This is a genomic window from Alicyclobacillus dauci (assembly GCF_026651605.1).
Classification (GTDB): Bacteria; Bacillota; Bacilli; order Alicyclobacillales; family Alicyclobacillaceae; genus Alicyclobacillus; species Alicyclobacillus dauci.
The window spans coordinates 3427832-3445421 of sequence record NZ_CP104064.1; the positions used below are offsets into that span (position 1 = coordinate 3427832).

General features: G+C 53.6%; 21 protein-coding genes. 6 read left to right on the plus strand and 15 right to left on the minus strand.

From position 1 onward, the window contains the following. Window positions 1-2 precede the first annotated feature (2 nt). Window positions 3-1271 (plus strand): YCF48-related protein, encoded by a 1269-nt coding sequence (locus tag NZD86_RS17375; RefSeq protein WP_268043311.1) that lies wholly within the window; start codon window positions 3-5, stop codon window positions 1269-1271. 5 nt (window positions 1272-1276) lie between these two features. Here NZD86_RS17375 and NZD86_RS17380 read toward each other — a convergent pair whose 3' ends face one another. After that, window positions 1277-1840, minus strand: a complete 564-nt coding sequence (locus NZD86_RS17380) for a cysteine hydrolase family protein (RefSeq protein ID WP_268043313.1) — start codon at window positions 1838-1840, stop codon at window positions 1277-1279. Between the two features lie 154 nt (window positions 1841-1994). Between NZD86_RS17380 and trmB the strand changes: the two genes are divergently transcribed. Together trmB and NZD86_RS17390 are read left to right on the plus strand one after the other, a co-directional pair. Further along, window positions 1995-2648 carry a tRNA (guanosine(46)-N7)-methyltransferase TrmB gene (gene trmB / locus NZD86_RS17385; protein WP_268043315.1) on the plus strand — a complete coding sequence of 218 codons (654 nt, stop codon included), beginning with the start codon at window positions 1995-1997 and terminating at the stop codon, window positions 2646-2648. Between the two features lie 102 nt (window positions 2649-2750). After that, entirely contained in the window at window positions 2751-2987 is a 237-nt protein-coding gene (locus NZD86_RS17390) for a hypothetical protein (RefSeq protein ID WP_268043316.1), read from the plus strand. 91 nt (window positions 2988-3078) lie between these two features. Here NZD86_RS17390 and NZD86_RS17395 read toward each other — a convergent pair whose 3' ends face one another. Continuing rightward, window positions 3079-4539 (minus strand): aldehyde dehydrogenase family protein, encoded by a 1461-nt coding sequence (locus tag NZD86_RS17395; protein ID WP_268043317.1) that lies wholly within the window; start codon window positions 4537-4539, stop codon window positions 3079-3081. 439 nt (window positions 4540-4978) lie between these two features. Further along, a complete protein-coding gene (locus NZD86_RS17400; protein ID WP_268043318.1) occupies window positions 4979-5317 on the minus strand; it encodes a GyrI-like domain-containing protein in 339 nt (112 codons plus the stop codon). A gap of 345 nt (window positions 5318-5662) precedes the next feature. On the opposite strand from NZD86_RS17400, the gene NZD86_RS17405 reads away from it, so the two are divergent. Both NZD86_RS17405 and NZD86_RS17410 read left to right on the plus strand, forming a co-directional pair. Continuing rightward, window positions 5663-6355 (plus strand): alpha/beta fold hydrolase, encoded by a 693-nt coding sequence (locus tag NZD86_RS17405; RefSeq protein ID WP_268043319.1) that lies wholly within the window; start codon window positions 5663-5665, stop codon window positions 6353-6355. Window positions 6356-6509: 154 nt separating this feature from the next. Beyond that, window positions 6510-6971, plus strand: coding sequence for a DinB family protein (locus tag NZD86_RS17410; protein WP_268043320.1), 462 nt, complete (start codon window positions 6510-6512; stop codon window positions 6969-6971). A 194-nt stretch (window positions 6972-7165) separates the two neighbouring features. On the opposite strand, the gene NZD86_RS17415 is transcribed toward NZD86_RS17410, so the two are convergent. After that, on the minus strand, window positions 7166-7570 hold the full coding sequence (locus NZD86_RS17415; protein ID WP_268043321.1) for a MerR family transcriptional regulator: 405 nt from the start codon (window positions 7568-7570) through the stop codon (window positions 7166-7168). A 104-nt stretch (window positions 7571-7674) separates the two neighbouring features. Here NZD86_RS17415 and NZD86_RS17420 point away from each other — a divergent pair, with 104 nt between their 5' ends. Beyond that, a complete protein-coding gene (locus NZD86_RS17420) occupies window positions 7675-8517 on the plus strand; it encodes an SDR family oxidoreductase (protein WP_268043322.1) in 843 nt (280 codons plus the stop codon). A 56-nt stretch (window positions 8518-8573) separates the two neighbouring features. On the opposite strand, the gene NZD86_RS17425 is transcribed toward NZD86_RS17420, so the two are convergent. The 11 genes from NZD86_RS17425 to NZD86_RS24500 form a co-directional block, all read right to left on the minus strand. Next, window positions 8574-9719 (minus strand): Gfo/Idh/MocA family protein, encoded by a 1146-nt coding sequence (locus NZD86_RS17425; protein WP_268043323.1) that lies wholly within the window; start codon window positions 9717-9719, stop codon window positions 8574-8576. 19 nt (window positions 9720-9738) lie between these two features. Then, the gene (gene nagA, locus NZD86_RS17430) at window positions 9739-10866 is read right to left on the minus strand and encodes an N-acetylglucosamine-6-phosphate deacetylase (protein WP_268043324.1); all 1128 of its coding nucleotides are present in this window, start codon (window positions 10864-10866) and stop codon (window positions 9739-9741) included. Next, complete coding sequence (locus NZD86_RS17435; RefSeq protein WP_268043325.1) at window positions 10832-11680, minus strand: HAD family hydrolase; 849 nt, start codon at window positions 11678-11680, stop codon at window positions 10832-10834. Before NZD86_RS17435 ends, nagA begins: the two co-directional genes overlap by 35 nt. Beyond that, window positions 11680-12417, minus strand: a complete 738-nt coding sequence (locus tag NZD86_RS17440; RefSeq protein ID WP_268043326.1) for an SIS domain-containing protein — start codon at window positions 12415-12417, stop codon at window positions 11680-11682. Before NZD86_RS17440 ends, NZD86_RS17435 begins: the two co-directional genes overlap by 1 nt. Beyond that, window positions 12417-13655, minus strand: coding sequence for a hypothetical protein (locus NZD86_RS17445; protein WP_268043327.1), 1239 nt, complete (start codon window positions 13653-13655; stop codon window positions 12417-12419). The genes NZD86_RS17440 and NZD86_RS17445 overlap by 1 nt, the downstream gene beginning before the upstream one ends. A gap of 18 nt (window positions 13656-13673) precedes the next feature. Beyond that, window positions 13674-14165, minus strand: a complete 492-nt coding sequence (locus NZD86_RS17450) for a PTS sugar transporter subunit IIB (RefSeq protein ID WP_268043328.1) — start codon at window positions 14163-14165, stop codon at window positions 13674-13676. After that, window positions 14162-14569, minus strand: a complete 408-nt coding sequence (locus NZD86_RS17455; protein ID WP_268043329.1) for a PTS sugar transporter subunit IIA — start codon at window positions 14567-14569, stop codon at window positions 14162-14164. Before NZD86_RS17455 ends, NZD86_RS17450 begins: the two co-directional genes overlap by 4 nt. A 40-nt stretch (window positions 14570-14609) precedes the next feature. Beyond that, window positions 14610-15464: a PTS system mannose/fructose/sorbose family transporter subunit IID gene (locus tag NZD86_RS17460; protein WP_268043330.1), complete on the minus strand. Its 855-nt coding sequence runs from the start codon at window positions 15462-15464 to the stop codon at window positions 14610-14612. Next, complete coding sequence (locus NZD86_RS17465; RefSeq protein WP_268043331.1) at window positions 15451-16200, minus strand: PTS mannose/fructose/sorbose/N-acetylgalactosamine transporter subunit IIC; 750 nt, start codon at window positions 16198-16200, stop codon at window positions 15451-15453. Before NZD86_RS17465 ends, NZD86_RS17460 begins: the two co-directional genes overlap by 14 nt. A 32-nt stretch (window positions 16201-16232) precedes the next feature. Further along, window positions 16233-16967 carry a GntR family transcriptional regulator gene (locus tag NZD86_RS17470; RefSeq protein WP_268043332.1) on the minus strand — a complete coding sequence of 245 codons (735 nt, stop codon included), beginning with the start codon at window positions 16965-16967 and terminating at the stop codon, window positions 16233-16235. Window positions 16968-17123: 156 nt separating this feature from the next. After that, window positions 17124-17582 carry a glutamate--tRNA ligase family protein gene (locus NZD86_RS24500; RefSeq protein WP_326492678.1) on the minus strand — a complete coding sequence of 153 codons (459 nt, stop codon included), beginning with the start codon at window positions 17580-17582 and terminating at the stop codon, window positions 17124-17126. Between the last annotated feature and the right edge of the window lie 8 nt (window positions 17583-17590).

Consider the following 17590-nt stretch of genomic DNA (forward strand, 5'->3'; position numbering starts at 1 on the left):
CTTTGCGTTTTCTTCGAGGCTCGCTGGCCGGGACAGTTTGCTTGGCGATGCTCTCTTTGTCCGGGTGTGCCTCAACAGTAACCGTTCCATCCGTTGCATCAAGTGGACAAGCTAAACAATCGGCCGCGTCAAACTCGAGCGCCAAGCCTGCGCCAACGGGCAGCTCGACTTCCGGTTCCACCACGAACGGTGCTGTTGCCACATTTGCAGATACCACCCACTTGCACGGTGCCCAACTCACCATGTTTGACAGCAGATCAGGATACGCGTGGGGCTACTATCAAAGTGCATTTAAACTGATTCACACGACGAACGCGGGCAAGACGTGGACAAACGTTTCCCTGCCGACGTTGCCGAAAAATCCATTTGAGTCCCATGGCCCGGGCGGATCGGACTTCGTTGAATGCTCGTTCTTTGACGATTCACACGGTTGGCTCATGTGGTTAGCTGGTGATAAGGCGCACATATATTTCACATCGGACGGGGGCACGTCATGGCAAGCTTCATCCTTCTCGGTGCCCGGTGACGCATCAAACATTGAAGAGTCGATGTTTGTTTCCGCGAAAAACGGATGGCTTGTGCTTGTCGGCGACGGTGGTACCGGCGCTTCTCCCAAGTACCTCTATCGTACGACGGACGGCGGAGTGACGTTTAAACTGGTCAACACCTCGGCGTTCCAGTTGCCACATAATGGGGACACCGTCATGGCAGATGTGACACCGGACGGCAAACACGGCATCGTCGCCGGGGTCGATCCGCTGTCCAATACCATCTCCATCGGCACCTCTGCGGACGGAGGAAGTCACTTCTCCACGCAGCAATTGAATATGCCTGCGTCCGTTCACAATGTTTCGCAAATCCGAATTCTGCAAGCGCAAGTGGTGGATAGTCACTCCGCACGCGTCACAGCCATTGTGGGTTCCGCCGCAGGACAACTGTTGGTCGTCATGAACGAAGATCAGCATGGCGTCTGGCACACGGTCGCGAGCAAAGTAACCGATGATGTGCAGGCCGTTCAGTGGACAAGCACGGACACAGGTCTCGCGATCGAACGACAAGGAACAAAATTGGTCATTCGGCGTACAGCGGACGGAGGACAAACATGGGCGACGGACGGGACTATCCCTGATAATCTAGTCAGTGGTTCCTCTACTGTCCTGAAGTTCCAAATGATCGATATGTCAACCGGTTGGCTATTAATCCAAAACGGCAACCTTCAGCCCGCGCTGTTAAGCACTACGGATGGGGGGCAGCACTGGTCGCAGGCCTGACCATCTCAACCCCTGATGGCCGTGTGAAACAGCGCGTTCATCTGCTGCAGAAACAATTCGTGGTTGTCCGTAAACGTCGCACACCCACGACGATGGGCAATGGTTTTAAATCCTTCGTCGTAGGCACCTGCAGCGGTGAGAAAATCGCAGATGTCTGTGCACACGCCGGTAATGTGCACGGTGTCGACGTTGTGTTGCCGAAGCATGGTCGCAAGAGTCGTCTTGTAAAACGCATTGTAGCTCGCTTTGGGAACGAAGAAGATGTTGGGTTCGTCCTTCACTGCCTCATACCACATCTGCAAATCCCCGTAAAGCTGATGTCCCCAGGTCCCCTTGACATTGTGGGGTGGCCACTCTTGAAAGTGCGCATCGTCTTGATTGTGCGTATCCATACAGATAGCTACGATCTGACCGCGCTCATACATTTGCTTGGCAAGGTTGAGAATGTAAGGCACTATTTCTTGTGCACGTTTTCCAGCAGTCAGACCTCCTTCATCGGCTACAAAATCGTTCGACATGTCAATAATTAATAACGCTTCGTTTAATGGTGGTTGGGTCATCTTCATCATGGCTACTCTCCTACCTCATCGAGTACTGAACCGAGTGGTTTCATTGTACTAAGTTTGATTCCGTCTCGCATGCCATGTACTGCACTTGCATGTGTTCGCAGCTATCTGTACCATGCTAAGTCGTTGGTATTGAACTACAGTAAGGAGGACAACCTTGCGCTATCGTGGAGCACATCACTTACCCGAATGGTTGGAACAAGGGAAACCTGTTCTAAAAAATAACAACACGGACGATATTCGTGAGGCGCTGGCATCAATCAAGTTGCCTGTGTGCATCGAAGTTGGTTGTGGCAAAGGCGGATTCATTCATCAAATGGCTCAAGCTCGGCCTGATATATTTTTCATCGGTGTGGACAAAGTCATGACCGTCATCGCCAAGGCCGCTGCGAACGCGGTTGAGATCGGCCTGGCCAACGTTCTCTTTATCATTGGCGACGTCGAAGATATCGCAGAAAAAATGACGCCAAACAGTGTAGAGCGTCTCTTCTTGAATTTCTCGGATCCCTGGCCAAAAAGTCGCCATGAGCCCCGTCGTCTGACGGACAAAAGTAAACTCGCAATTTACGAGCGTTTACTCACAGAGCGCGGTGTCGTTGAGCAAAAGACCGACAACCTACCATTTTTCGAATGGTCTGTCGCGTCGTTTGAATCCGCAGGCTGGCACCTAGAGCGTGTTCTTCGCGGCTTCGCAGAAGGTGAACCGGAGCATTCTCAATTATCCAGCCAATATGTCCAGACTGAGTACGAACAAAAATTTCGCCACCAAGGAATCCCCATCAACTACTTGCGAGCCCGACCACCGGTTTAACACGTCGGGCTCACCTCGTGGGGACATCATATCGCACAGACCTAGGAGAGATAACACGGGTCGTGTCTTCAAGTTGTCGAGCGGCAAACGAAATCGAACACAATGAGTGAGGTGCGCACAGTGACTGAATACCGTTTTCATGCTGTCATGCGAGACGAATCGATCCAGTGGTATCCCGCATTCGTAACCGTCGATGCCGATAATCGTCACGAAGCCATACAAAAGATGGCGGACGAAAATCGCATGACGGTCGTCAATCACGACGCGAACAGCGTGTGGATGTCGGTTCCCAGCGGATCGATGGTCAAATACGAGATACTGGAAAGAAAAAGAAAGTAAGCCCCCGGCTCGAGGCCAGGAGCTTGAATGGCCGATGGAAATGTTCCGTCCTTGATGACCGGATCACGCATTTGTACCGCTTTCGATCCGCTTACCGGCGAAACGCATCCGAACGGAAAGCCACCATTTTGACCTCCATCATATCTTGCATGGCATAGCGTACGCCTTCGCGCCCCGTTCCGCTTTCCTTCACGCCACCGTACGGCATTTGGTCCACGCGGAACGTTGGTACTTGGTTGATAAGTACTGCTCCAGCTTGAATGTTTGCGGCGGCGGCAAGGGCGTGATCGATGTTCTTCGTAAACGCACCTGCATTGAGTCCGTACTTCGAACGATTTGCGCTGTTGATCGCTTCGTTCCAGTCATCGAACGGCGCAACGAGAGCGACTGGCCCAAACGCTTCCTCTTGTTGCAGTTCCGCATCCTCGGGCACGTCGATGAGTACAGTCGGTTCAATGACACGGCCGTCAATTTTACCGCCCGTCACCGCCTTGGCGCCGCCAGAAATGGCGTGGTCAAGCCAAGACTGCAGCCGATCGACCGCCTGTTGATTGATGAGGGCGGAAATGTCGGTTGACTTGTCGAGCGGATCGCCGATTTTGAGTGCCTTGGCCTTATCCGCAAGCAACTTGGTAAACTTCTCGTACACGCTTTGATGAACGTAAATCCGTTGAATGGAAATACAGACTTGTCCGTTGTAACTAAACGCACCATTGACCGCCTCTTCCGCGATCTGCGTCAACTCCCCATCCGTGAAACCCTCATCGATAAGCAAGGGGGAATTTGATCCCAACTCGAGCGTCACTTTCCTTAGCCCCGCCTGCGCCCGAATCAGCTTGCCAACACGTGGGCTCCCGGTGAACGTGACAAATGCGACATCCGGATGCGTCGTCAACACTTCACTTAGTTCCTTGCCGTCGCCCGTGACGATGTTGAGCACACCATTTGGCAGTCCTGCATCCTTAAACAACTTCGCCAAAACAAGCGCCGACAGTGGTGTTTGCTCAGCCGGCTTCAAGACGATCGTGTTCCCCGCTGCAATGGCAGGACCCACCTTGTGTGCGACGAGGTTCATGGGGAAGTTAAACGGGGTAATGGCGCTGACGACGCCAAGCGGCCTATGTACTGTGTACGCCGTGTGCTTTTCACCGTGTGGTGCGGCGTCCATGGGGATCGACTCACCGCGAATGTCACGCGCTGCCTCCGCGGCGAACAAATAGGTCTGAATGGTTCGATCCACTTCCGCCTTTGCTGCCCGCATTGGCTTGGCCGCTTCTCGGGAAATGGTTTCCGCGAGCTCATCGCGCCGATCCGATATCAGCTCCGCGACAGACCGCAGAATGTGTGCGCGCTGCCACGCAGGCGTGTGCCGAAATGTTTCAAAGGCCTTTGCCGCAGCGTCAATGGCTTGTTTTGCTTGTTCGACCGAGGCGTATCCAATATGGGCAAATGTTTCGCCCGTGTGCGGATTCTCAAGCGGGACGATCCTATCCGTCTTCACCCATTCACCGTCAATCCACAACTGCGTTTCTGCATGCGTCTCTCCTGCCATGATTCATCCCTCCACGCCGATTTTCCTGGGTGCCATGTGCACCCAAGTATCACCCTCTATTGTAATCCTTCCGGAAGCTTGATCAAAATCACGCCAGTCAGGACATTTAAGCGGCATTACATTATCCACACCGGCTTCCTTGATTTTCTGTGAGCCGGAAGAAAATTATTCCGCTGGTTTTCAGGCATGAGACGGTAGGCCACGAAGGTAGATGTGGAGATCATAGAGAGGGTTTACTGCAAGAACACAGTATTTGATTGCCGGACTTAATCAGATATGACATCTGGAGGACCAACAGGCAGCCGCGGCTGCCTGTTGGTTAGTAGAGTCACGCGATGATAGGGATCATGATGGAAAACTCAGGGTCGTCTACATACGGATTCTGCTCCATTGGATATTCTTCAAAGTGCCTTACATCCTCTTTGTCCAGTTCGTAGCCTTATGCCGCTATCCAGGCAAAAAGGTTTTGATAGGAGTCATCAATGTTTCCCCCTTTGGTGTGCTGACACTTTGCATATGTTAAGGCAGGTACAAAAATGGACATCATCCCTTGTGGAATATCTTCTACCACTGCCACTTGAACTGCTGCATAATGCGTAAAGGAGCTAGGCTGCAAATTATAGGACAGTCCTAGTAGCGTTTCCGGATGGATGACCTGTTTGATCTCGTGTAGACGCTCTTGCATCTCCTTAAGAACGGCGCGTATCCCACCCGCCCCAGCTTCAGCAAATGTACCTTCCCACTTTAGTCCTATCGCGTGAAACGCGTTTCGACGCACGACGACAACTCCATTTTCCTGAATCACAACCACGCCCTTTCATTTTTGACTAGATACTTCAGTACAAATTACCGTAACATAGTCATAATCTTAACAAAGATCAGATTATAGGTTTGTCCTTATTGACAACTTTCATAGCTTATGGATTTGACCAATTGTCAAACGCAGTAAAAGCATCCGCGGGCCGCATTTGCATGAATATCAGTTCGATCGCTCTAACGTTGTTGTACACCTGGAGTAGAGTTAGTGTTAGGAAGGAAATGTTCACACGTGTCTGGAATATTGTTACTTGATGTCTAGATTCACAACCGTGTTTACGACAAAATCAAGGCAGGAGAGATGCCGGTGGAAACACGTGTGAACCAAATTGAACTGAACGGATTGAATTTTCAATACTATGAGACAGGTGATATTTCTGCACCGCCGCTTGTGGCGCTACATGCATTGGGACAAGATGCACAGTCGTGGAATCAAGTCGCTGCCGTCCTTGGTAAGAAGTATCGTGTTTTGGCTCTAGATCAACGTGGTCACGGAGGAAGTTCGAGAGCAGGTACATATTCCTTTGAAGTCATGAGCGAAGACTTACATCTTTTTGCAAATGCCTTGGGGTTGGAAAGCTTTACGTTGGTTGGTCATTCGATGGGTGGAACAGTGGCGTACCTTTTCTCCGAAACACATCCATCACGAGTCGAACGTCTGGTTGTTGAAGATACTCCTCCTCCGTTTCCGGGAAAACCGCTCGACGTACCTTCTGAGCCATCCGAGCCACTACCTTTTGATTACTTGGTAGTGCCTTCGATTTTTCACCAACTTAACGAACCGAACCCTGAATGGTGGACACGTCTAACCGACATTACCTCGCCGACTTTAATTGTAGGCGGTGGCTCCACCAGTCATATTCCACAGGAAAAACTAAGAGAGGTTTCTGAACTGATTCCAAACTGCGAATTGGTCACAATAGAAGGAGCTGGACACGGCGTACATTTTGTTAATCAGGCAGACTTCTTAGATGTCGTAACACGATTTTTGGATGTCTGAAGTCTCATTGGTTCTCGTGGCTTTTTGGATACACCCTGGCAGCACCAACTTCAAAAATGAGTGAAATCCATAGGGGCTTATCCCAACATCCGCTACAGCCCCTTTCTCAGGGGACGGTCAGCCTTGCTTCATATAAGGCGAGGGAGGTAGAACGATGTTAACCTTGTTTAAATACAATTGGCAGGTTCGGGATGAATGGTTTGACTGGTGTGGCCAAGTTCCTTTTGAAGAACTGATTCGAACACGTATTGGTGGAGTCGGAAGTATTTTGCATACCTTGTTTCACGTTGTAGATGCAGAAGGTAGCTGGATTGGAGCATTGGCGGGGAAACCTGATCCAAAGCCTAATTTTGAGGATTACATGAACGTGGATAAACTGCGTAATTTATCACATGCGTTTCGTGATGAGGTCAAACCGTTCCTTGCCCACTGGACATCAGCATTGGAAGACAAAACGATAAGTGTCGATTGGAACCCAGGAGACGTTTTTACCTATGGGGAAGTTGCTCGCCATGTCATCGCACACGAAATTCACCATGTAGGTCAATTGTCTGTGTGGTCGAGAGAGCTCGGCTTGCAGCCTGTTTCAGCCAATCTAATCGGCAGAAATCTGTAGCGGTCTTACGTCAAAACTGGGTTTGTTAGTTGGTTTTTTGATAGGTTGTTTATTGAACAAAGGAGCAAAAGCTCGAGTACAGTTCGGCCGATGGATTGCGCGATTATACGCTTCTAACGCGGTAATACTTGTGTCATTCTCGAAAAGGAATGCAGAATAGCAATCCAATTAGAATCTTTAACCAACTGCACGACTTAATCAGAATGTCGAAGCTTTAACATCGAATTGGCCTTTTCTGGGTCATTCATCAATGCCATTCTGTACTCCAACATCCAGTTAAGCGTTCCAAGAATGTGATCCAATTCGTCCTTCTTACGTTCGATCTCACTCATCTTTTGGCGAATCCATTCAATTACTTGTAGATGGGTACGCGTATTTGCATCATGTTCCTGCAAGATTTCCTTCAGTTCGGCTAGCGAACAACCCACGCCCTGAAGCTTCTTTACGAATTTCAGACGTTCGATAGCCTCGTCTGAATAGTTACGATAGTTATTTTCCTCTCTCCGGACATGCCGACTGTCCAACAAGCCTTCCTTTTCATAAAAACGAATTGTGTAGGCTGTCAAACCCGTCTTGTCAGCTAACTCTTGAATCTTCATGTAAATCTCTCCTCAAGATGTATTGCCTTAGAGTTCACTCTATAGTTTAGACTCTAATTGTTCAAGTAGACTCTACAACTCAACAGCTTAAGGAGGATATCATGATGCGTGTTTTCGTAACAGGAGCCACAGGCTACATCGGTTCCGCCATCGTCCGCGAACTCATCGATGCCGGTCATAAAGTCGTGGGCCTTAGTCGCTCAGACAATGGTGCCGCGGCTCTGAAGGAAGCTAGGGCCGAGGTGCACCGCGGTGCCCTTGACGACCTCGACCGCCTTCGCAGCGGCGCCGCCGCTGCGGACGGCGTCATTCACCTGGCGTTTACACCCGACTTCTCGGAACTCGCCAGCGCGCTCACAACCGATCTGCGCGCCGTCGAGACGATTGGGGCTGCGCTCGAGGGCTCCGGCAAGCCGTTCGTGATCACCGCTCACATCAACGGGGAGGCATCGAACAACGAGGCCATGGCGCTGGCTGAGCGCGGGGTGCGGACAGCGATCGTGTCGCTTTCACCGTCCGTCCACGGCGAGGGTGACAAGGCCTTCGTGCCGAGACTGATCAACATCGCCCGCGACAGGGGCGTCTCTGCCTACATCGGCGACGGGTCCAACCGCTGGCCGGCTGTGCACCGACTTGATGCCGCGCACCTCTACCGCCTCGCGTTGGAAAAGGCACCAGCCGGTTCACGGCTACACGGTCGCGCCGAAGAAGGGGTGCCATTCCGCGACATCGCCGGCGTCATCGGTAAGCACCTGAACCTGCCGGTGGTCAGTATTTCGCGCGAAGAGGCAGACGCCCACTTCGGCTTTCTCGGCGCCATTGCGGCGCTCGACATCCCGAGTATATTTCCAGGGTCAAGCGTACAGACTCAGGAACTCTTGGGCTGGCAGCCGGTGCACCCCGGACTTATCGCGGATCTCGAACAAGGTCACTACTTCAACAGTTGATAAGAGGCTTAGGGTCACTACTCGTGACAAACAATATGAGAGCACGCCTCCCCACATCACCGCGCATAGATTCTCGGTAGGCACCCGTGTGCAGCAAGAAAACGGTCCATGCTGACGCGATCGCCACCGGCACGCCCAGATTCCATCACGGCGTGCGCGACAGCCTGCCCGGCCAAGGCGTCGTCCACCGTGGGTACCGGAATGTCTACCGAGGCACCGCGAATGCGGGAAGCGAATGCTGCCAGACCTGTAGCGTGGAGATTGAGCAGTGTGCTTTGCGCGTACTTGGGCGAAAACGGTTGGAGTGAAGGAGAATGCGACACAGGCACGGACATGCCATCATCAAGTGTGGTCACGGATACCCCTTCGTAACGTTCGAGCGGGATATGTAAAACACCCCGCTCACAGACGATATCCATCACATCTCTTTCGCGGCCATAGTGCACGCGGGATACTTCCACCGTGCCCACAGTGCCCTGGCGCATCGTCAAGGTGGCACTTGCCCAGTCGTCAACTGTGACCGGCTCGGTGCCGTGGGGCCCCCTGCGGGAGTCGATGAATGTCCGTGTTGTCGCCGTGAGATGATCGACTGGACCGAGCAACATGTGTAGCGTATCGAACAGGTGAATGCCCAAATCCATGACGGCGCCGCCGCCCGATGCAGCGTTTTGAAGGCGCCATGACATCGGCCTGTCAGGATTCAAATATCCCCCGTGCAGCAACTCCGCCCGAAATGTGAGCGGCCGACCGAGCTTGCCGGAGAGAAGCCAGTCGCGCGCCTCGATCACGGCGGGATGAAAGCGATAGACCAAGGCAACTTGCGTCACGAGATCGGCCTGTGATGCGGCCTCCACCATCTCGGTTGCTTCGGACAAATCGTGGCTGATGGGTTTTTCGCAATAAATGCTCCATCCCTTTTCCACAGCCAGTTGGAATGGCGCCAGATGCGCGTGATTTGGCGATGCGATGTCAATGGCCTCGAGATTCCTCTCCGACAATGCGCTGATGTCGTCCGTGACGAACGGAAATACCCGGCGGGCCTGTTTGGCAGCAGCCGTCCCCAAATCCCGGACGACGGCAGATTCCCAATTGATGCTCGGCGCAGTTTGCCCAGCAGCTATATGGAGTTGGCTCGCTAGGACGTGAATCCGTCCGATATACCCGTATCCATGTAACCCCATGCGCACAAAGTCTTCTTGCACGATGTATCCTCCTAACCGACTAACGCCGGTAAACAAGCCGCCCTTGGACAAATGTGTGCGTGACGTTCCAGTCCGAATCCACAGCGATGAGATTCGCTGGCGCCCCCACTTCCATTCGCCCATGCGGCAGACCGAGCAGGTTGGCTTGGTTGAGCGACGTGATGTGCTCGACGTCGTCCTCGTCAATGATGCCCGTGTGGAGCAAATTCTGAACGGCCCGATCCAGCGTCAGTGTACTACCTGCAAGTGTACCATCCGCTAGGCGAACGGAGCCATTTTCGACAGTAACCGGTTCGCGTCCCACACGGTACATCGTCCCTTCCGGCATACACGCGGCCATGACGGCGTCCGTGATCAGCATGAGACGATGGCGTCCCTTCATCTGGAAAGCGATATTCATCGCTGCATCGTGTACGTGTAATCTGTCGGCGATGAGTTCCGCGTAGATGTCGGGGTGTGTGAGGGCGGCGCCGAGGAGGCCGGGATCGCGGTGGTGGAGGCTCGACATGGCGTTGTACAGGTGCGTCACACTGTCGATCCCGGCCGTAAACGCACCCATAGCCTGGTCGTAAGTTGCCGTCGAGTGTCCCGCGGAAACGTGAATTCCCAGCCGTCGCGCTTCGCGGACGACCTCTAACGCACCGTCCACCTCAGGGGCCAATGTCATGTAGCGCACCGCGCTTCCGGACTCGGCCATCCACCGCCGCAATTTTTCCACACTGGGTGCTTGAATGTGTTCCTTCGGTTGGGCGCCGGCCCTCGCTTCGCAGATGAACGGGCCCTCTAAATGAAAGCCCAGGACTTGGGCGCCATCCCGCTCCCGATCGCGCCTGTAGCTGCGCAAGGCCTTTGTGATGGCTTCGTCGGATTCCGTGATGGTCGTGAGGAGGAGTCCTGTCGTTCCGTGTGCCGCGTGTGTTTTGCAGATCTGCTCGTATGCCTCTTCCGTACCCTGCATCACTTCGGCTCCGCCGCCGCCGTGGACGTGTACATCAATATAGCCTGGTAACAGCCGTCCGCTCGTCGCGACGGTAGCCGCTCCCGTCAACTGCGGTGCCGTCGCCTCACCGATGTCAACAATCATACCGTCCTCAATACACACGTCGACTTCTTTAAGTCCGAGTTGTCCACGGACGACTGTCTTCATATAGGTCCCCGCTTTCTTCCTCACTCTTCGGATTCACGTCAAAGAATGTGTGGAGCCACTTGGCAACGCCGTCATCGTTTGAAGACTCCGTCCAAACATCGGCATAAGGCGCTAGAGCCTCATTCGCATCTGCCACAGCAACACCGATCTCCACCGTCTGCAACATCGTGGCATCGTTCATTTCGTTTCCGAATGCCACGGTGCGCGAGATCGGGATGTCAAGTCGATCACACAAGAGTCCCAAAGCTTGGCCCTTGGACACGCCAAGGGCATTGATGTCGATAGTTTGATTGTCTGTTCGTGCGAGCAGCACAGCGTCTCCCAAATTATCTTTCAAAAGGGGAAATATCTCGCCCATCATCCCGTCTTCCATCGTCACGGTGAGCTTGAAAATCTTTTCGTTTGCCACGCTGGAAACGGGAGAGGTGGGCCAAGGGAACCGTCTCACCTGTTGTGGATGGCTCGTGTCGAGAATGACGCGCCTGTCGTCCATGGTCACAATGACCGCCGTCGCCGTATTCTCCAAAACGCGCCCCACGATGCGAGCGACAGAGGAGGTGAGCGTTTGTTCCGCCAGAACTGAACCATCATCTGTCCCAATCCACGCCCCATTCGACGCGACCAAATAGCAAGGGACACCGACATCTCGTGCGACCTGCGTCATCGTGTCCCAGTGACGTCCAGAGGCCAAAACGATGACGTGCCCCCGTTTGTGTAGCTGACGAAAGACGGATCGTGCATATTTGCTGGATTTTCCATCATGATGTAATAACGTTCCGTCCAAATCCGTTCCGATGAGCCAACGAGAAGACATTAAATCCGTCCTTTATAGCGCGCGGTCATGGTTTCGTTAAACTCATCCGCGCCATCCAAATTTGCACTCATCAGCACGGGAACGTCCACATTCATCTCCATGAGGTTGCGTGTGATCTCAGCCGTCAGACACTGTGCGATGATAGCACCCGTGACAGAAGAGATGGAGCAGACTTTGGCGGGCAGCGCTGACGATTCCAGCAGTGCATCGCCAAGCGGGCCACAATTGTCGATCACGACATCCGCCACCTCAAACAGTCTCTGACCAGATGCATGGCGAGACGAGACTTGAGTGGAATGGCTGAGCGACGTCACGCAGATGACAGTGTGACCACGTGCCTTCATCTGTAAGGCCATCTCCACGAGTGCCCCATTGCGACCCGAATTGGAGACGATGATGACCCCATCCTCCGGCCGAATGTCGTACAGTTCGAGGAGGCGATGGGCAACGTCGGGATCGCGTTCGATGGACGGATCGTTCATGTCGTCGACGCGTTCTCCCCGCGCCCACAGATCATCTATGCTCATCATGTGCATGGGAACCAGGCCGCCCGCGCGATTGCACAATTCCATGGCGAACGCTTTCGAGTGCCCTGTACCGAATGCGTGCACGACTCCGCCCGCTGCGATCACGTCAGCCAACCGTTTCGCAGCCTCATGAATTTGCGTCCATTGTGTTTCCCGGACTTGTTCCACAGCGTCGAGTGCCGCCTGCAAGAATGCTTCTGCCGAAATCATCAAACTCCTCCTCGAATATCGTGGATGATCGTTTCACTGGCTTGTAGTAGCCCTTCGCTACCATCGCGACCGTAGACGCTCATAAGCACCTCATATGAAGGGTCAGCAATAGGCGTTTGGTCCGGCAGGTACCCCACGTGGCCGCAGTAGCCCACGAGCACAGTCGGGATGTCAGACGAGTCGCGAAGCCTCTGCGCAAAACTTGAAAACGGCTCACCGGGCCAGAAGACGTATTGAATGACGTCCGCAAATTTAAAGACGCGTACGGTTACGTCAACGGGGACTGCGGATAACTGTGAGTGAACGCTATCGTACCATTGAATGGCCTGGCGCATGGTCTCCATTGTTCTCTCGTCAGACGAGCGTGCCGCCATGGCCCGTAACGCGTCCAACTCCTCGTGGCTCAAGGAACGCGCCGGCTCCAGCGTGACTTTGAGTTCAGCCATGCGCATCTCCGGGACGACGCTCGTCTGCCTCACTTCCCCGTCCAGCGACGCCACGACTGCATCCGCGGCCATGCGGCCAAACCGCTCGACTTCAGCGAACCTTTGATCTCTGCGCGTTTGTCTGGTGCTGATGTCACCCGATGCACCTGGCAGATACATGACGTGGGTGGATGGTCCCAAACGGGAGCAAATCTGTCGAACGGCCGCACCAGGCCATTCCGAGGAATAACACAGGTTTCGGTCACTCAGCACCGTCGGGTGACAGGGCAATTGAAAGAGAACGAGATACAGATCCTCCGTCTCGGACTCGTCACGCTCCGTGTAAAAGGATTGAACGGACAACGGGATATCCGTGATTTCTCCCGTGCGTCGAATGGCTCCGAACCCACTCACGCTGCTTGAGGTGACCTCCGTTCTCGACACCGTGCGCAAGTCGCCGTACGCTTCCAGGCATGCTTCTACCACAGTGGCGGCCGCGTGTTCTGCGAATATCTGGTTTGGCCTCGATTCATCTATGAGAGATGGCCCTGCATGCGTGTGACTGGCTGTCAGTTGCACAGTCGTGTCTGTGCCGGGCAGTTGGTCAGCCACGGCACAATTCACGGCATCACTGAACGCAAATGGAAAATCGAGTAGATCGAGAGAGACGAGAAAATAGACCCTGTCCCCCTCTGCTCGAAAACAAGCGGCTGTTACGCAGAGCTCATCATGAGATCCTTCACCTGGATGAGTACGATCAGCGTATCCCCACATCAAAAGCCCAGGCGTTACATTCAAGACCTTTCTGGCCACGCCTAGTTGCACCGGTCATCACAGACCTTTCTTTTCAAGCAGTGAGATAAAATCCGCTTTGCCGTCGGAGGGAAGCATTTGGGATGTTAAATGAAATCCGAGATCGACGATCCGTCGATAGACAGCCGCGTCTTCCGCCGTCACGGCAATGGATTTCGTGACCATTTTGTAGTTCGTTCCGGGAATGGGTGCCTGGTTTCCGACATTCACTTGCTCAGGTTTCACACCGCCTTCGAGCAGTACGAGCGCATCACTGGGAAACTTCGCCACCACCAGAACATGCTCCGACGCGTTGGCGGCATCTGTCACGTAAGCGATGGCTTCCGCGATACCGAGGACGGACGTTTTCACGCCTCGCGCTGCCGCCGGGAGCAAGCGTTTTTGAATCGGATCTTTTGCAACTTGGTCATTGACGACCAAGATGTGGCTTGCCCCGACCGAGTTCACCCAATTGGTCGTCACCTGGCCATGAATGAGGCGATTATCAATTCGAAGATGTTTGACTGTCACGAAACGTCCCCCTCCTGAAGCATTGTATAAATGTCGATCACGCCCGCAGCCCCACTCTCCACAGCCAACCGCGCCAATTCGGAAAGCGACTTGGTCTGCCTGTTCACCAGGACGTCGAGCAACATGGGGAGATTCATCCCTGTAACGAGACGGACCTGCTCTGACACGAGTTTTGCGGCTGTATTCGCTGGACTTCCCCCGAGTAAATCGGCAAGAATCAGCACACCATCACCGTCGTCCAGCGCCTGTGCACGCGTCCACATGGAATCGAATAGGGTGTCGAGGTTACTGTCGTGATCGAAAGAAATCGATTCAAACTGAGACTGTGGACCAACAATCATGGCGCTTGCGTCGAGAAATCCCGACGCAAGCGACGCATGACTGACCAAGATGACGGATACCATTTCAGTTCATTCCTTCCATGTTCACGGCAAGAATTCGAAATTAGAAGAGCCCGATGGCACCTGTAAGGAACGCAACAACGACAAGCGTCAACAGGACCCAGATGGGCGACAACTTGAGTTTGCGAATCATCCAAAAGGCAAGACCGACGACGAGAATGGGAAAGAGAGACGGCAGGATCTTATCGAGCGTATCCTGGAGTGCGATGGTTTTCGTCGTCATTTTTCCTGCGACTTCCACTGTCTTTTGGAACTTAAGGGGTGTCGTGAGTCCGGACATGATGCTCGGTACAAATCCGCCGACGACCATCATGCCGAAGATGGTGGCCCATTCTGTCACTGTTGCGATGAGCCCGCCGCCAGCCACTTCATCAACGAGACCCACGCCGCGACGATAGCCGAGATAGAATAGCGGAATCATCAAGGCACACCAGATGAGCCCAAGCACGAACATCATGATTGGACCAACGATACTGCCTGCTAAGGCCAAAGAAGCTGCGAACACGGCAACCATCGGGCGAATGAGAACGCCTTGAATGGTGTCGCCGATCCCGGCAAACGGACCCATCAACCCAATTTTGAGACTGTCCACAGCCTCGCCCATCTTCTGGGCCTCGAGGGCGACTGTCGCACCGAATATCGGCGGCGATCCAATCTGCGGATTTGTGTTGTAAAACGACAGATGGCGCTGCATGGCGTGGATCTGTTCTTCTTTGGTGGGGTAGACTTTTTTGATGATCGGAATCATGGACCACATATAACCAAGCGCCTGCATCCGCTCGTAGTTCCACGACCACTGAAGGGTGATGAGGTGTCGCCACATGGCCTTGCGCACGTCTTGTTTCGTGACTTCGCTGGAAGTATTCTGCACATCAAGGCTTTGGTCAAGATTCGGCATTTGCTTCACTCCCCCGCAGCTTTAAGTACAGCGCAGCACCGGCGAGTGCCGCGAGTGCGACGCCGATAATCGGTAGATTCAAGTAAGCGTAAAGGATATAACCGATAAGCAGGAACGCCCAATGCTTCTTCAAGGGCATCTGATTGAGTAGGAGGGCAAAGCCAAGAGCTGGCAACATAACCCCTGTCACATGCATGCCGTGCATAAACCACTGCGGCAAGACTCCAATCAGGTGTTGGATGGGACCCGCTCCCAGCCAAACGGCGATAAACACGGGAATCATACGCGTAAGACCCCATGGTAATTGTCCCAGTAAGTGCATCCACGTGACGCCGCGCGTGTCGCCGCGTTCCGCGTATTTATCTGCTGCGTGAATGAACACAGTCGTCACAGCGCGCCCTAGGACGTCCAGTTGTGTCATGAGAATCGAAGCGGGAATCGCCACAGCAAGACCGGCTGTCTCACCGCCGCCGAGTGCCCCTATGGCCGTTCCCAAGATGGCCCCGGTCATAAAGTCTGGCATCGTCGCGCCGCCGTAAGTCCACATCCCAAGAGACATCAGTGTCAGCGTCCCGCCAATGACCAAGCCCAAATGTACATTTCCCACGATAAGTCCTGTAATGACGCCAACGACGAGTGCCTCTTGCAGCCACAGCCCGGGTCCTAGATTGAGCACGATTCCCAGATACGCAAGAATACCTAATACGAGCGCAATCCATATACTGTAGGAAGCCAAATTGTCTCCCTCCCTTAGCTTTGTGCTAAAAGTTAATCAACGGGCAATTCAACTCGAAAGCGGTACCTATCCGCGCGGTAATATGACGTCACCCATTCCACCGGCTCATCGCACGAATCGAATGTCGTCCGCTCCATTCGAAGTACCGGTACACCAACGCGGATCTTGAGCAGCTCGGCGATATCTTCCGTCGCCGCCCCCGACTCAATCGTTTGACTTGCGTGGGAGAACTCCACGCCGCAGCGACTGCGAAGTTGCGTATAGAGCGAATGTAAGTCTTGAAAAGAAACCTCGGTTAGTGCTCGACACTTCTCAAACGGCAGAATGGCTGTCTCAACGCTAATTGGCGACAGATCCGCCAACCGCAGTCGTTTCAACTCAATCACCCGATGAGCGTGAGCACCGAGATGAAGCATGGTCGCTTCCACATCCGTCGCCTCACGAATTTCCATTTTCAAAACACGAGACCCCGGCTTCATGCCCAGAGCCGAAATGTCCTGGGTGAACGATGTCAGCCGTTGCAGCGGATGCTGGATCTTCGGGCACGTAACAAACGTTCCTCTTCCCCGCTGTCGATTAAGCCACCCCTCCGCCGCCAACTCCGACAACGCCTGCCGCAGCGTCAATCGATTGACACCGAGGCGACTGGCCATTTCTCGCTCTGGCTCGAGCGTATCACCTTCCTTCCAAACGCCTTGTTCGATCTGGTTCATCATCCAATCTTTCAGTTGTTGGTAAATGGGGATGTCACTGCCGCGATCGATCATGAACCAACGGGCCTCCTGAAGTTGGTGGAGTGACCCTCACACCTTTGGTCTAGACTTTGGTTCATGTGTATTCGGTAAATGAAAAAGTAGACATGGAGCGTCCCGCAGGGGAAAATCCTGTCTTGTCGAGGGCGGGATTGAGCGATCCCTATTGGGTCAACTCTGAGGATTTGAAGGAAGTGATGGTGGAAACAAAGGACTCCATGTACGTTGTTTCAAACTATCGGGCGTCATGCGTATGGGATCTGTGGGGAGTTTGTCCAGAGAAAAAGATGAAATCAATTGGTCTACACCGCTTGGGTCGGGCCTGTCTTGAAGTCCCGCGAAGTAAGCGATGACACCCATTACTGCTTGTGGCTTCACCCGAGCTTCACGCATGGCGCGCAATGTGAGGGAACGGTTTCGCTTGGCCAGCCGGCACCCCGCCCCGTCCACCAACATGGGTACGTGTCCAAACGTGGGCGCTTCCAAACGTAAAGCTTTGTACAAGAGAAGTTGCCTGGGGGTGGATGTGAGGAGATCGTCGCCGCGAATCACATCTGTGATGCCCATCAGGGCGTCATCGACAACTACGGCGAGCTGACACGATATCACGCCGTCCGCGCGGAAGACAATAAAGTCGC

Bases quoted from the DNA above. Each gene is read 5' to 3' on its own strand.
- NZD86_RS17420 (WP_268043322.1), top strand. From the start codon at position 7,675: ATGCGTGTTTTCGTAACAGGAGCCACAGGCTACATCGGTTCCGCCATC.
- NZD86_RS17415 (WP_268043321.1), bottom strand. From the start codon at position 7,570: ATGAAGATTCAAGAGTTAGCTGACAAGACGGGTTTGACAGCCTACACA.
- NZD86_RS17440 (WP_268043326.1), bottom strand. From the start codon at position 12,417: ATGATTTCGGCAGAAGCATTCTTGCAGGCGGCACTCGACGCTGTGGAA.
- NZD86_RS17395 (WP_268043317.1), bottom strand. From the start codon at position 4,539: ATGGCAGGAGAGACGCATGCAGAAACGCAGTTGTGGATTGACGGTGAA.
- NZD86_RS17435 (WP_268043325.1), bottom strand. From the start codon at position 11,680: ATGTCTTCTCGTTGGCTCATCGGAACGGATTTGGACGGAACGTTATTA.
- nagA (WP_268043324.1), bottom strand. From the start codon at position 10,866: ATGAAGACAGTCGTCCGTGGACAACTCGGACTTAAAGAAGTCGACGTG.
- NZD86_RS17470 (WP_268043332.1), bottom strand. From the start codon at position 16,967: ATGATCGATCGCGGCAGTGACATCCCCATTTACCAACAACTGAAAGAT.
- NZD86_RS17460 (WP_268043330.1), bottom strand. From the start codon at position 15,464: ATGCCGAATCTTGACCAAAGCCTTGATGTGCAGAATACTTCCAGCGAA.
- NZD86_RS17410 (WP_268043320.1), top strand. From the start codon at position 6,510: ATGTTAACCTTGTTTAAATACAATTGGCAGGTTCGGGATGAATGGTTT.
- NZD86_RS17390 (WP_268043316.1), top strand. From the start codon at position 2,751: ATGAGTGAGGTGCGCACAGTGACTGAATACCGTTTTCATGCTGTCATG.
- NZD86_RS17380 (WP_268043313.1), bottom strand. From the start codon at position 1,840: ATGATGAAGATGACCCAACCACCATTAAACGAAGCGTTATTAATTATT.
- NZD86_RS17455 (WP_268043329.1), bottom strand. From the start codon at position 14,569: ATGGTATCCGTCATCTTGGTCAGTCATGCGTCGCTTGCGTCGGGATTT.